Source organism: Streptomyces sp. PTL18 (assembly GCF_059510295.1).
The window spans coordinates 121,999-134,260 of the sequence record NZ_JCAJZO010000013.1 but is presented as its reverse complement, the minus strand read 5'-3'; the positions used below and the strand labels follow the sequence as shown (position 1 = coordinate 134,260).

14 protein-coding genes are annotated in these 12,262 nt (G+C 70.1%); 10 read left to right on the top strand and 4 right to left on the bottom strand.

Annotated features, from left to right (window positions below; all coding sequences use genetic code 11):
• Window positions 1-11 precede the first annotated feature (11 nt).
• Both AC5WS8_RS24035 and AC5WS8_RS24030 read left to right on the top strand, forming a co-directional pair.
• Entirely contained in the window at window positions 12-347 is a 336-nt protein-coding gene (locus AC5WS8_RS24035) for a hypothetical protein (protein WP_496105517.1), read from the top strand.
• A 66-nt stretch (window positions 348-413) separates the two neighbouring features.
• Window positions 414-1,520, top strand: coding sequence for an amidohydrolase family protein (locus AC5WS8_RS24030; protein WP_496105516.1), 1,107 nt, complete (start codon window positions 414-416; stop codon window positions 1,518-1,520).
• A gap of 19 nt (window positions 1,521-1,539) precedes the next feature.
• On the opposite strand, the gene AC5WS8_RS24025 is transcribed toward AC5WS8_RS24030, so the two are convergent.
• The 4 genes from AC5WS8_RS24025 to AC5WS8_RS24010 all read right to left on the bottom strand — a co-directional run bounded on the left by AC5WS8_RS24025 (window position 1,540) and on the right by AC5WS8_RS24010 (window position 5,438).
• Window positions 1,540-2,547 (bottom strand): COX15/CtaA family protein, encoded by a 1,008-nt coding sequence (locus AC5WS8_RS24025; protein ID WP_496105515.1) that lies wholly within the window; start codon window positions 2,545-2,547, stop codon window positions 1,540-1,542.
• 44 nt (window positions 2,548-2,591) lie between these two features.
• Window positions 2,592-3,362: an ABC transporter permease gene (locus AC5WS8_RS24020; protein ID WP_496105514.1), complete on the bottom strand. Its 771-nt coding sequence runs from the start codon at window positions 3,360-3,362 to the stop codon at window positions 2,592-2,594.
• 272 nt (window positions 3,363-3,634) lie between these two features.
• The gene (locus AC5WS8_RS24015) at window positions 3,635-4,558 is read right to left on the bottom strand and encodes an ABC transporter ATP-binding protein (RefSeq protein WP_496105513.1); all 924 of its coding nucleotides are present in this window, start codon (window positions 4,556-4,558) and stop codon (window positions 3,635-3,637) included.
• A gap of 88 nt (window positions 4,559-4,646) precedes the next feature.
• Entirely contained in the window at window positions 4,647-5,438 is a 792-nt protein-coding gene (locus tag AC5WS8_RS24010) for an AAC(3) family N-acetyltransferase (protein ID WP_496105512.1), read from the bottom strand.
• 161 nt (window positions 5,439-5,599) lie between these two features.
• Here AC5WS8_RS24010 and AC5WS8_RS24005 point away from each other — a divergent pair, with 161 nt between their 5' ends.
• From AC5WS8_RS24005 to AC5WS8_RS23970, 8 genes are read left to right on the top strand one after another with little or no spacing between them, the layout of a single operon-like run.
• Window positions 5,600-6,376 (top strand): helix-turn-helix transcriptional regulator, encoded by a 777-nt coding sequence (locus AC5WS8_RS24005; RefSeq protein ID WP_496105511.1) that lies wholly within the window; start codon window positions 5,600-5,602, stop codon window positions 6,374-6,376.
• On the top strand, window positions 6,373-7,794 hold the full coding sequence (sufB, locus tag AC5WS8_RS24000; RefSeq protein ID WP_496105510.1) for a Fe-S cluster assembly protein SufB: 1,422 nt from the start codon (window positions 6,373-6,375) through the stop codon (window positions 7,792-7,794). The genes AC5WS8_RS24005 and sufB overlap by 4 nt, the downstream gene beginning before the upstream one ends.
• 60 nt (window positions 7,795-7,854) lie before the next feature.
• On the top strand, window positions 7,855-9,075 hold the full coding sequence (gene sufD / locus AC5WS8_RS23995) for a Fe-S cluster assembly protein SufD (protein WP_496105509.1): 1,221 nt from the start codon (window positions 7,855-7,857) through the stop codon (window positions 9,073-9,075).
• Window positions 9,072-9,392, top strand: coding sequence for a non-heme iron oxygenase ferredoxin subunit (locus tag AC5WS8_RS23990; RefSeq protein ID WP_103844430.1), 321 nt, complete (start codon window positions 9,072-9,074; stop codon window positions 9,390-9,392). Before sufD ends, AC5WS8_RS23990 begins: the two co-directional genes overlap by 4 nt.
• Window positions 9,393-9,399: 7 nt before the next feature.
• A complete protein-coding gene (gene sufC, locus AC5WS8_RS23985) occupies window positions 9,400-10,164 on the top strand; it encodes a Fe-S cluster assembly ATPase SufC (RefSeq protein WP_496105508.1) in 765 nt (254 codons plus the stop codon).
• The gene (locus AC5WS8_RS23980) at window positions 10,161-11,417 is read left to right on the top strand and encodes a cysteine desulfurase (protein WP_496105507.1); all 1,257 of its coding nucleotides are present in this window, start codon (window positions 10,161-10,163) and stop codon (window positions 11,415-11,417) included. The genes sufC and AC5WS8_RS23980 overlap by 4 nt, the downstream gene beginning before the upstream one ends.
• Window positions 11,418-11,434: 17 nt before the next feature.
• Entirely contained in the window at window positions 11,435-11,902 is a 468-nt protein-coding gene (gene sufU / locus AC5WS8_RS23975; RefSeq protein WP_496105506.1) for a Fe-S cluster assembly sulfur transfer protein SufU, read from the top strand.
• Window positions 11,899-12,231 carry a metal-sulfur cluster assembly factor gene (locus tag AC5WS8_RS23970; RefSeq protein ID WP_103812962.1) on the top strand — a complete coding sequence of 111 codons (333 nt, stop codon included), beginning with the start codon at window positions 11,899-11,901 and terminating at the stop codon, window positions 12,229-12,231. Before sufU ends, AC5WS8_RS23970 begins: the two co-directional genes overlap by 4 nt.
• Window positions 12,232-12,262: the final 31 nt, after the last annotated feature.

Here is a 12,262-nt window from a genome sequence, read left to right as displayed (position 1 = left end):
GCATCCTGACCATGGCAGACACGCAGCAGGTTGACCCCAAGGACGAGCGCACGGCCGCCCGGATCGCCCGGCAGATCGGCTCCTTCTCCAAGGCCCACGGCGGCGCCGAGGGGCAGGTCGCGTACATCGGGCAGCGCGGGGCCCGGATCGTGCTCGTCGGCGAGGACGGCACCTGGGGCGACCTCGTGGCGCCCACCTACGCCGTGGCCGAGAAGGCGGTGGAGAAGTCCGGCATCACCGTCCACGAGGCGTTCGACGGCGAGTTCGCGGGCAAGGTGAGGACCGGCCCCTACGAGTGGACGCGCATGGCGGGGATCCAGGTGGGCGGCACCCGCACCGCCCGGTAGCAACACCTCACGCCGGGTTCACCCGTTAGGACCTTCGCAGGCACGGTCCAACCGCGGGGAGTCCGGATGATCGAAACGCCGTCCCTGGTGGACCAGTACTGCCACGGCGTGCTCCGTACCGAGCTGGGCCTCGGCACCTTCGAGGCCCAGCTCGCGCGTACCGAGGGCCCGCCGGCCGCCGGTACCACCCTGTTCGACACCCAGACGGGCTTCGCCGTACGCCGCTGGTGCCCGCCACTGCTCGGGCTGGAGCCGCACTGCCCGCCCGCCCGCTATCTCGCCCGGCGCCGCGAACTGGGCGTTCTCGAGGTGGGACGCAGGCTGCTGCGTGGCAGCGGCATCACGACCTACCTCGTCGACACGGGGCTGCCCGGCGACCTGACCGGACCCGCCGAGATGGCCTCCACGGGGGATGCCGAGGCACACGAGATCGTCCGCCTCGAGCTGCTCGCCGAACAGGTGGCCGACACTTCCGGCACCGTCGAGGGGTTCCTCGCCAATCTCGCCGAGTCGATCCACGGGGCGGCGGCGCACGCGGTGGCCTTCACCTCGGTGGCGGGCGTACGGCACGGTCTGGCGCTCGCGCCGGAGCCGCCGGGCCCGGGGGAGGTGCGCGGCGCGGCCGGCCGCTGGCTGGCGGGTCGCAGAGTCGGAGGCACCGTGTCGGACCCGGTGCTGCTGCGCCATCTGCTGTGGAGTGCGGTGGCCTCGGGCCGGCCCCTCCAGCTCCACGCGGGCCTCGGCGAACCGGGTCTGCGCATCGACCGCACCGACCCCGTCCTGCTCACCGACTTCGTGCGCGCCACGGCCGGGCTCGGCACCGACCTCGTCCTGCTGCACGGCTACCCGTACCACCGGCACGCGGCGCACCTGGCCGGGGTGTTCCCGCACGTCTACGCCGACCTCGGCGCGGCGCTGGTGCGCACCGGCGCCCGGGCCGCCGCCGTCCTGGCCGAGATCCTGGAGCTGGCGCCCTTCGGCAAGCTCCTCTTCTCCAGCGGCGCCCACGGCCTGCCCGAACTCCATGTGATCGGCGCCCGTCTCTTCCGCGAGGCGCTGTCACGGCTGCTGGGCGGCTGGGTCGCCGAGGGCGCCTGGTCGCTCGCGGACGCCCAGCGGGTGGCGGAGATGATCGCGGCGGGGAACGCGCGGCGGGTGTACGGGCTGGAGTGAGCCCTCGGGGGAGCGGCCCTCAGGCGTTGGTGAGGGCCGACTCCGTCGAGGGGCCTGCAAGGCCGGTGCCCGCGCCGGCGCGTTCACGCAGCGCCAGCAGCACCCGGAGCACCCCGATCCACACCAGGCAGGAGCCGAGCATGTGCAGGCCCACCAGGACCGCGGGCAGGTGCGTGAAGTACTGGACGTAGCCGATCACGCCCTGCGCGAGCAGAATCAGGAACAGGTCGCGGGTGCGGGCCAGCGGGCCCCGGGGGGCGTCGACGGCCTTGAGGAGGAACCACAGCGCGAACGTCAGCGTCACCACGATCCACGCGAGCACCGCGTGCATCTTGGCCACCGTCTCCCAGCCGATGTGGATCCGGTCGACCTTGCCGGAGTCACCGGGGTGCGGTCCGGCCCCCGTCACCACCGTGCCGACGGCGATGAGCATCAGGGACGCGGCCACCAGGAACCACACCAGTTGCTGCACGGCCTTGCCGACCAGCGGCCGGGGCGCGCCGTCGCCCTCCCGGGTGCGCTGCCACATCACCGCGGCAACCGCGACGAGAGCCGTCGCCAGCAGGAAGTGGGCCGCGACGGTGTACGGGTTGAGGCCCACGAGCACGACGATCCCGCCGAGGATCGCGTTGCTCATCACGAGCCAGAACTGCGCCCAGCCCAGCAGGGTCAGGCTGCGCCGGTACGGCTTCTCGGAGCGGGCGGCGATGATGGCCCAGCCGACCGCCGCGCACAGCACGTACGTCAGCATGCGGTTGCCGAACTCGATGGCGCTGTGATAGCTCAGCGCGTGCGTCGGCGTCAGGGAGCCGTCGGTGCACTCGGGCCAGGTCGGGCAACCGAGACCGGAGGCGGTCAACCGGACGGCACCGCCGGTGACGACGATGACCACCGACATGACGAGCGCGGCGAGGGCCGCCCGCTGGACGGTCCGGGGCTCGGGGGTCCAGCGGTCGGCGATGAAGGCGAGCGGGTTGCGCAGGGCCGCTGTGGCGTCGGCGCGGTTCAGCTTTGGCACGCCCACCATCGTAGGCCGCCGCTTGTGCACGCTTTCACGAGGGGCCCGTTCGCTCACTCCCACCGGAAGAGCTTCCCTGCCGCGGCGAGTCCCACCACGGCCCACACCGCGAGGATGCCCAGGTCGCCCCAGGGGGTCCCGGCCCCGTGCTGGAGCACGGACCGCAGGCCGTCGGAGAGGGCGGAGATCGGCAGCAGCCCGAGGACGTCCTGGGCGGCCGAGGGGAACTTGTCCAGGGGCACGATCACCCCGCCGCCCACGAGCAGCAGCAGGAACACCAGGTTCGCGGCGGCCAGGGTGGCCTCCGCCTTCAGCGTGCCCGCCATCAGCAGGCCCAGCCCGGAGAAGGCGGCCGTACCGAGGACCAGCAGGAACAGCACGGTGAGGGGGTTGCCGTGCGGCGACCAGCCCAGCGCGAAGGCGATCACCGTCAGCAGGACCACCTGCAGGACCTCGGTGACCAGCACGGACGCGGTCTTCGCGGTCATCAGTCCCCAGCGGGGGAGCGGGGAGGACGCGAGCCGCTTCAGCACGCCGTAACGGCGTTCGAAGCCGGTCGCGATGGCCTGTCCGGTGAACGCGGTCGACATCACGGCGAGCGCCAGGATGCCGGGCGCGAGGAAGTCGACGGCCTTGCCGGCGCCGGTGTCGACGATGTCGACCGAGCTGAAGAGGGCAAGCAGCAGCGTGGGGATGACGACCGTCAGCAGCAACTGCTCGCCGTTGCGCAGCAGCATCCGCGTCTCGAGCGCCGCCTGCGCGGCGATCATGCGGGGGAGGGGCGCGGCGCCGGGCTCGGGCGTGTAGGTGCCGACGGTGGTCATGAGCGCAACTCCTTGCCGGTCAACTCGAGGCTGTGTCTTCCCGGGGGGCGACCCCCGGACCCCCGGCCGGTCGCCGGGCGGGCCGGAATCATGAGCGCAACTCCTTGCCGGTCAACTCGAGGCTGTGTCTACCCGGGGGGCGACCCCCGGACCCCCGGCCGGTCGCCGGGCGGGCCGGAATCATGAGCGCAACTCCTTGCCGGTCAACTCGAGGCTGTGTCTTCCCGGGGGGCGACCCCCGGACCCCCGGCCGGTCGCCGGGCGGGCCGGAATCATGAGCGCAACTCCTTGCCGGTCAACTCGAGAAAGACGTCCTCCAGGGTGTGCCGTTCGACCGAGATCCTGTCCGGCATCACCCCGTGCTGCGCGCACCACGAGGTGACGGTCGCCAGCAGCTGGGGATCGACCTTGCCGACCACGCGGTACGCGCCCGGCGTCAGCTCCGCCGCCGAGCAGTCGGCCGGGAGCGCCTTCAGCAGGGAGCCCACGTCGAGGCCGGGTCGGCCGGTGAAGCGGAGCGTGTTCTCGGCGCCGCCGCGGCACAGCTCCTCCGGGTGTCCCTGGGCGATGACCCGGCCCGAGTCGATGATCGCGACGTCGTCGGCGAGCTGCTCGGCCTCGTCCATGTAGTGGGTGGTCAGGATCACGGAGACGCCGTCGCTCCGCAGATCGCGGACGAGGTCCCAGGTGGCCCGGCGGGCCTGCGGGTCCAGGCCGGCGGTCGGCTCGTCCAGGAACACCAGCTCGGGCCGGCCGACGACGGCCATGGCGAGCCCCAGCCGCTGCTGCTGCCCGCCCGACAGGCGCCGGTACGGCGTCCTGCCGCAGCTGTCCAGTCCGAGCCGCTCGATGAGCGCGTCCACGTCGAGGGGGTGCGCGTGGAGCTTGGCCACGTGACGGAGCATCTCCTCGGCCCGGGCGCCCGAGTACACGCCGCCGGACTGGAGCATCACGCCGATCCGGGGACGCAGCGCGGCCGCCTCTCTGACCGGGTCGAGGCCCAGGACGCGCACCGTGCCGGAGTCCGGCTTCCGGTACCCCTCGCAGGTCTCGACCGTGGTCGTCTTCCCCGCCCCGTTGGGGCCGAGAACAGCGGTGATACCCGCCCGGGCCACCAGGTCGAGCCCGTCCACCGCGGTCTTCGTGCCATACCGCTTCACCAGGGCCTGTACCTGGACGACCGGCTCACTTCCCATGGGTCCAGAGTCTAGGTAGGCGTCCCCGGCCTTGGACGAGGGGGGCCGGAAACCGATTGCACCGAGGGCGACGGCGTCCGGAAACCACTCACTCCTCCCGAGGCCTGTGCAGTGGCAGCCACCGCTCCGCATAGGCCACCGCGTCCGCGACCGGGAACAGCCGCGCCCGGGCCGCGCCCGCCCTTCCCCGCACGACGGGTCGGTCCCGCTCGAAGTCGTGTCCCAGCTCGTCGAAGCCGTCGGAAGTGATCGACACTTCGGTCACCACCTGCCATCCGCTCGGTCCGGGCCGTCCCACCTCGACGAGCGGTGACGGTATGCGGTACTCGGCCAGATGGAAGCACGTGCAGGAGTCGTACCCGGCGCCCAGCAGGAGCACCCGGGCATCCAGGGCCTCCAGCCGGGCCAGCGGACTCCTCTCGCCCAGGCGGCAGTCGGGGGCGTGGCCGTCGACGATCTCCGCGGCCCGCGCACCGACCGCGGCGAAGGACGTCTGGGGATGCGCACTGCGCAGGGCCCCCGGCCAGGTGCGCACGGTCTCCGGGATCACACCGACCCCGCGCGTGGGCGTGGTCTGCGGATCGTAGGCGGGCATCGTGGCCCGGACGGTATCCCACCACTCCTCGGGCACCGGAGGATTTCTCCACAGCGCGGGGTCCGAGAGATCGCCGGACTGGGTGGGCACGACCAGCGTGCCCTCCGGGCCGAGGGCGTCGAGGAGTCCCTGGACGACCGCGACGGCACCTCCGTTGACCCAGCCGAGCGAGCTGAGCGAGGTGTGCACGAGGAGGATCTCGCCGGGCGTCACGCCGAGTGTGCGCAGCTGTGCGGCGAGGGTGTCCCTGGTGACAAGAGGGCCGGTCGGAAGGGGTGGGGGCATGGCCCAGGAGTTTCGTCCACACCGTCGGTGACCGCCACCGGTTTGCTCGGCCGCGGAGCGTTTCCGCAGGTCGTCTTAGGTATGCCTAAGTGACGTACCGCACCGGCGGGTCCGGTGGACGGCGCTTGTCAGCATCTGAGGAATTACGCAACAATGGCGTTGTGAAAAACGTCGGCGAGGCTCGGGAGACCCCGGTGGGGGCCCCTCAGGAGGAGCTCGCGACCGGGGAGCGCTCGACGCGCAACCGGGTCGCGCGGTCCATCCTGGACCACGGCCCGTCGACCGTCGCCGAGCTGGCCGGACGGCTGGGACTCACCCAGGCGGCCGTACGTCGTCACCTGGACGCGCTCGTCGCCGACGACGTCGTGGAGGCGCGCGAGCAGCGCGTGTACGGCACGCGCACGCGCGGGCGGCCCGCCAAGGTCTTCGCGCTCACCGACTGCGGCCGCGACGCCTTCGACCAGTCGTACGACAAGCTCGCCGCGGACGCCCTGCGCTGGATCGCCGAGCACGAGGGCGGTGAGGCGGCCGTCACCGCGTTCGCCCGCGCCCGGATCGCCGCCCAGGCGGGCGCCTACCGTGAGGCGATCGAGGCCGCCGCTCCCGAACGGCGCACCGAAGCGCTGGCCAAGGCCCTGAGTGCCGACGGGTACGCTGCTACGGCACGCAACGCCCCGGTCGGCGAGCAGCTCTGCCAGCACCACTGCCCGGTCGCCCATGTCGCGGAGCAGTTCCCGCAGCTGTGCGAGGCCGAGACGGAGGTCTTCTCCCAACTGCTCGGCACGCACGTCCAGCGACTGGCCACGATCGCGCACGGCGACGGCGTCTGCACGACGTTCATCCCCAAGGCGGCGCACCAGGCCCCCCGCAGGGCTTCGAAGTTTTCCGAGACCACCCACAACGCATCTGCCAGCACGGCCGGGAGGAACCCCGCATGACTCTCCCCACGGAGACTGCCCACCCTGAGCTCGAGGGCCTGGGCACGTACGAATACGGCTGGGCCGACTCGGACGTGGCCGGTGCCTCCGCCAGGCGTGGCCTGAACGAGGAGGTCGTCCGCGACATCTCGTCGAAGAAGTCCGAGCCGGAGTGGATGACCAAGCTGCGTCTGAAGGGCCTGAGGCTCTTCGAGAAGAAGCCCATGCCGAACTGGGGCTCGGACCTGTCGGGCATCGACTTCGACAACATCAAGTACTTCGTGCGCTCCACGGAGAAGCAGGCGGAGTCCTGGGAGGACCTGCCCGAGGACATCAAGAACACCTACGACAAGCTCGGCATCCCCGAGGCGGAGAAGCAGCGCCTCGTGGCCGGTGTCGCGGCCCAGTACGAGTCGGAGGTCGTCTACCACCAGATCCGCGAGGACCTGGAGGAGCAGGGCGTCATCTTCCTGGACACCGACACCGCGCTGAAGGAGCACCCGGAGCTCTTCAAGGAGTACTTCGGCACGGTCATCCCGGCCGGTGACAACAAGTTCGCCGCGCTGAACACCGCCGTGTGGTCCGGCGGCTCCTTCATCTACGTGCCGAAGGGCGTGCACGTGGAGATCCCGCTCCAGGCCTACTTCCGCATCAACACGGAGAACATGGGCCAGTTCGAGCGGACCCTGATCATCGTCGACGAGGGTGCCTACGTGCACTACGTCGAGGGCTGTACGGCCCCGATCTACAAGTCGGACTCGCTGCACTCCGCGGTCGTCGAGATCATCGTCAAGAAGAACGCCCGCTGCCGCTACACGACCATCCAGAACTGGTCGAACAACGTCTACAACCTGGTCACCAAGCGCGCCGTGGCCTACGAGGGCGCGACCATGGAGTGGATCGACGGCAACATCGGTTCCAAGGTGACGATGAAGTACCCGGCCGTCTACCTGATGGGCGAGCACGCCAAGGGCGAGACCCTCTCCATCGCCTTCGCGGGCGAGGGCCAGCACCAGGACGCGGGCGCCAAGATGGTCCACATGGCGCCGAACACGTCGTCCAACATCGTCTCGAAGTCCGTCGCGCGCGGTGGCGGCCGTACGTCCTACCGTGGTCTGATCGAGATCGGCGAGGGCGCCGCCGGGTCCAAGTCGAACGTGCTGTGCGACGCGCTGCTCGTCGACACCATCTCCCGGTCGGACACGTACCCGTACGTGGACGTCCGCGAGGACGACGTGTCCATGGGCCACGAGGCCACCGTCTCCAAGGTCTCCGAGGACCAGCTCTTCTACCTGATGAGCCGTGGCCTGTCGGAGGACGAGGCGATGGCGACGATCGTGCGCGGCTTCGTCGAGCCGATCGCCAAGGAGCTGCCCATGGAGTACGCGCTGGAGCTCAACCGGCTGATCGAGCTGCAGATGGAGGGCGCGGTCGGCTGACCGCCCACCGCCGAGCCCCCGTCACGCCAGATACGCAAGAAAGCGAGCACAACGACAGCCATGGCTGAGGCCCAGAACTCCCCCACTCTCGGCTCCGCTCGAGCGGGTGGACCCCCACCCGTGGGGTCCACCACCGCGGGCTCGATCGCGGTCGCCGCCGAGTCGACCGTGGCCACGCGCATGAGCGCGCCGCCGTCCTTCGACGTGGCGGACTTCCCGGTCCCGCACGGCCGCGAGGAGGAGTGGCGCTTCACGCCGCTGGAGCGTCTGCGCGGTCTGCACGACGGGACCGCCGTCGCGAACGGCGAGGGCGTGAAGGTGACCGTCGAGGCCCCCGAGGGCGTGGCCGTCGAGGCCGTCGGCCGCGACGACGCGCGGCTCGGCAGGGCGGGCACCCCGGTGGACCGCGTCGCCGCCCAGGCGTACTCCGCCTTCGAGAAGGCCTCGGTCGTGACCGTCCCCAAGGAGACCGTCCTCACCGAGCCGATCCGTATCGCGGTGCAGGGCCAGGGCGGGACCGCCTTCGGTCACCAGGTGATCGAGCTGGGCGCCTTCGCCGAGGCCGTCGTCGTCATCGACCACACCGGTGACGCGGTGCTCGCAGCCAACGTCGACTACGTCCTGGGCGACGGCGCCAAGCTGACCGTCGTCTCCGTCCAGGACTGGGACGACGGGGCGGTGCACGTCGCCCAGCACAACGCGCTGGTCGGCCGGGACGCGAGCTTCAGGTCCGTGGTCGTCACCTTCGGCGGTGACGTCGTCCGCCTGCACCCGCGCGTGACGTACGCCGGCACCGGCGGTGAGGCCGAGCTGTTCGGCCTGTACTTCACCGACCGGGGCCAGCACCAGGAGCACCGGCTCTTCGTCGACCACAACACCCCGCACTGCAAGTCGAACGTCGTCTACAAGGGCGCGCTCCAGGGCGACGACGCGCACGCCGTGTGGATCGGTGACGTGCTCATCGAGGCCAAGGCCGAGGGCACGGACACGTACGAGATGAACCGCAACCTCGTCCTGACGGACGGCGCCCGGGTCGACTCGGTCCCCAACCTGGAGATCGAGACCGGCGAGATCGTCGGCGCCGGCCACGCCAGCGCCACCGGCCGCTTCGACGACGAGCAGCTGTTCTACCTGATGGCCCGCGGTATCCCGGAGCACGAGGCGCGTCGCCTGGTGGTCCGCGGCTTCTTCGCCGAGCTGGTCCAGCAGATCGGTGTCGCAGACATCGAGGAGCGGCTGATCGCCAGGATCGAAGAGGAGCTGGAGGCGTCCGTCGCATGAGCGCCTTCGTACGTGTCTGCGGTCTGAGCGAGCTGGAGGAGGACACCCCGAAGCGGGTGGAACTCGACGGCACGCCCATCTCGGTCGTCAGGACCGAGGGCGAGGTGTTCGCGATCAACGACATCTGCTCGCACGCGAACGTCTCCCTCTCCGAGGGCGAGGTGGACGACTGCCACATCGAGTGCTGGCTGCACGGCTCGCGCTTCGACCTCCGTTCCGGCAAGCCGGACGCCCTTCCCGCGACGCGCCCCGTCCCCGTATACCCCGTAAAGATCGAAGGGGACGACGTGCTCGTCTCCCTCACCCAGGAGTCCTGAGGCACCCATGGCAACGCTTGAAATCCGAGACCTGCACGTCACCGTCGAGGCCGACAACGCCACGAAGGAGATCCTCAAGGGCGTCGACCTCACCGTGAAGCAGGGCGAGACGCACGCCATCATGGGCCCCAACGGCTCGGGCAAGTCGACCCTCGCCTACTCGCTCGCGGGTCACCCCAAGTACACGGTCACCGGCGGCACCGTGCTGCTCGACGGCGAGGACGTCCTTGCGATGTCCGTCGACGAGCGCGCCCGCGCCGGTGTGTTCCTGGCCATGCAGTACCCGGTCGAGGTCCCCGGCGTCTCGGTCTCCAACTTCCTGCGCACCTCCGCCACCGCGATCCGCGGCGAGGCCCCCAAGCTGCGCACCTGGGTGAAGGAGGTCAAGGAGGCCATGGAGCGCCTCCACATCGACCCGTCCTTCGCCGAGCGCAACGTGAACGAGGGCTTCTCCGGCGGTGAGAAGAAGCGCCACGAGATCCTCCAGCTCGAGCTGCTCAAGCCGAAGATCGCGATCCTCGACGAGACCGACTCCGGTCTGGACGTCGACGCCCTTCGGATCGTGTCGGAGGGGGTGAACCGCGTCCGCGAGACGGGCGAGGTCGGCACCCTGCTGATCACGCACTACACGCGCATCCTGCGCTACATCAAGCCCGACCACGTCCACGTGTTCGCCGGCGGCCGCATCGTCGAGTCCGGCGGCCCGGAGCTCGCGGACAAGCTGGAGAACGAGGGCTACGAGGCATACGTGAAGGGTGGCGCATCCGCGTGACACAGCTGCCGGGCCTCCTCGACACCGAGGCGATCCGTAAGGACTTCCCCGTTCTGGACCGGCTGGTCCACGACGGCAAGAAGCTCGTGTACCTGGACAACGCGGCGACCTCGCAGAAGCCGCGCCAGGTGCTGGACGCCCTGAGCGAGTACTACGAGCGCTACAACGCCAACGTCCACCGCGGTGTGCATGTGCTCGCCGAGGAGGCCACGGCGCTGTACGAGGGCGCGCGTGACAAGGTCGCGGAGTTCATCAACGCGCCGAGCCGCGACGAGGTGATCTTCACCAAGAACGCCTCCGAGTCGCTGAACCTCGTGGCCAACATGCTCGGCTGGGCCGACGAGCCCTACCGGGTGGACTCCGACACCGAGATCGTCATCACGGAGATGGAGCACCACTCCAACATCGTGCCGTGGCAGCTGCTGGCGCAGCGCACGGGCGCGAAGCTGAAGTGGTTCGGCCTGACCGACGACGGCCGCCTCGACCTGTCCGACATCGAGCAGGTCATCACCGAGAAGACGAAGATCGTCTCCTTCGTGCTGGTGTCCAACATCCTGGGCACCGTGAACCCGGTCGAGGCGATAGTGCGCCGTGCCCAGGAGGTCGGCGCCCTGGTCTGCGTCGACGCCTCCCAGGCCGCACCGCACATGCCGCTGGACGTCCAGGCCCTCCAGGCCGACTTCGTGGCCTTCACCGGCCACAAGATGTGCGGCCCGACGGGCATCGGCGTCCTGTGGGGCCGCCAGGAGCTGCTGGAGGACCTTCCCCCCTTCCTCGGCGGCGGCGAGATGATCGAGACCGTGTCGATGCACTCGTCGACGTACGCCCCCGCCCCGCACAAGTTCGAGGCGGGCACCCCGCCGATCGCGCAGGCGGTCGGTCTGGGCGCGGCGATCGACTACCTCGACGCGATCGGCATGGACAAGATCCTCGCCCATGAGCACGCGCTCACCGAGTACGCGGTGCAGCGACTGGGCGAGGTCCCCGACCTGAAGATCATCGGCCCGACCACGGCCGAGGACCGGGGCGCGGCGATCTCCTTCACGCTCGGTGACATCCACCCGCACGACGTGGGTCAGGTCCTCGACGAGCAGGGCATCGCGGTCCGGGTCGGCCACCACTGCGCCCGCCCGGTGTGCCTCAGGTACGGAATTCCTGCGACCACGCGAGCGTCGTTCTATCTGTACTCCACGCCGGCCGAGATCGAGGCTCTGGTCGAGGGCCTGGAGCACGTACGGAACTTCTTCGGCTGAAGGGCGTGAGCTGAAACGTGAAGCTGGACTCCATGTACCAGGAAGTCATCCTGGACCACTACAAGAACCCGCACGGGCGGGGCTTGCGGGATGGCGACGCCGAGGTGCACCACGTGAACCCGACGTGCGGCGACGAGATCACCCTTCGCGTGAAGTACGACGGCACGACGATCAAGGACGTCTCGTACGAGGGCCAGGGCTGCTCCATCAGCCAGGCCTCGGCCTCCGTACTGAACGAACTCCTCGTCGGCAAGGAGCTGTCCGAGGCGCAGAGGATCCAGGAGACCTTCCTGGAGCTGATGCAGTCCAAGGGCAGGATCGAGCCCGACGACGCGATGGAGGACGTCCTGGAGGACGCGGTCGCGTTCGCCGGGGTGTCCAAGTACCCGGCGCGGGTGAAGTGCGCCCTCCTGAGCTGGATGGCGTGGAAGGACGCGACGGCCCAGGTCCTGGGCGGAACCGACGCCGAAAGGAAGACGGCATGACCGACACCGCTGAGATGAAGCCGGTCTCGGAGGAGGAACTCCGTGAGGCCCTGATGGACGTCGTCGACCCCGAGTTGGGCATCGACGTCGTCAACCTCGGCCTGATCTACGGCATTCACATCGACGACTCGAACGTGGCCACCGTGGACATGACCCTGACCTCCGCGGCCTGCCCGCTGACGGACGTCATCGAGGACCAGGCCAAGTCCGCCACGGACGGCCTCGTCAACGAGCTGCGCATCAACTGGGTCTGGATGCCGCCGTGGGGCCCCGACAAGATCACGGACGACGGCCGCGAGCAGCTGCGGGCGCTCGGATTCAACGTCTGAGATCCACGAGCCGCGAGCGCGCAGGAACGGC

Excerpts from the sequence above, each read along its gene's own strand:
- AC5WS8_RS23990 (WP_103844430.1), top strand. The coding sequence starts at position 9,072 with ATGAGCGCCTTCGTACGTGTCTGCGGTCTGAGCGAGCTGGAGGAGGAC.
- AC5WS8_RS24020 (WP_496105514.1), bottom strand. The coding sequence starts at position 3,362 with ATGACCACCGTCGGCACCTACACGCCCGAGCCCGGCGCCGCGCCCCTC.
- sufD (WP_496105509.1), top strand. The coding sequence starts at position 7,855 with ATGGCTGAGGCCCAGAACTCCCCCACTCTCGGCTCCGCTCGAGCGGGT.
- AC5WS8_RS24015 (WP_496105513.1), bottom strand. The coding sequence starts at position 4,558 with ATGGGAAGTGAGCCGGTCGTCCAGGTACAGGCCCTGGTGAAGCGGTAT.
- sufC (WP_496105508.1), top strand. The coding sequence starts at position 9,400 with ATGGCAACGCTTGAAATCCGAGACCTGCACGTCACCGTCGAGGCCGAC.
- AC5WS8_RS24030 (WP_496105516.1), top strand. The coding sequence starts at position 414 with ATGATCGAAACGCCGTCCCTGGTGGACCAGTACTGCCACGGCGTGCTC.
- AC5WS8_RS24025 (WP_496105515.1), bottom strand. The coding sequence starts at position 2,547 with ATGGTGGGCGTGCCAAAGCTGAACCGCGCCGACGCCACAGCGGCCCTG.
- AC5WS8_RS24035 (WP_496105517.1), top strand. The coding sequence starts at position 12 with ATGGCAGACACGCAGCAGGTTGACCCCAAGGACGAGCGCACGGCCGCC.
- AC5WS8_RS23970 (WP_103812962.1), top strand. The coding sequence starts at position 11,899 with ATGACCGACACCGCTGAGATGAAGCCGGTCTCGGAGGAGGAACTCCGT.
- AC5WS8_RS24010 (WP_496105512.1), bottom strand. The coding sequence starts at position 5,438 with ATGCCCCCACCCCTTCCGACCGGCCCTCTTGTCACCAGGGACACCCTC.
- sufB (WP_496105510.1), top strand. The coding sequence starts at position 6,373 with ATGACTCTCCCCACGGAGACTGCCCACCCTGAGCTCGAGGGCCTGGGC.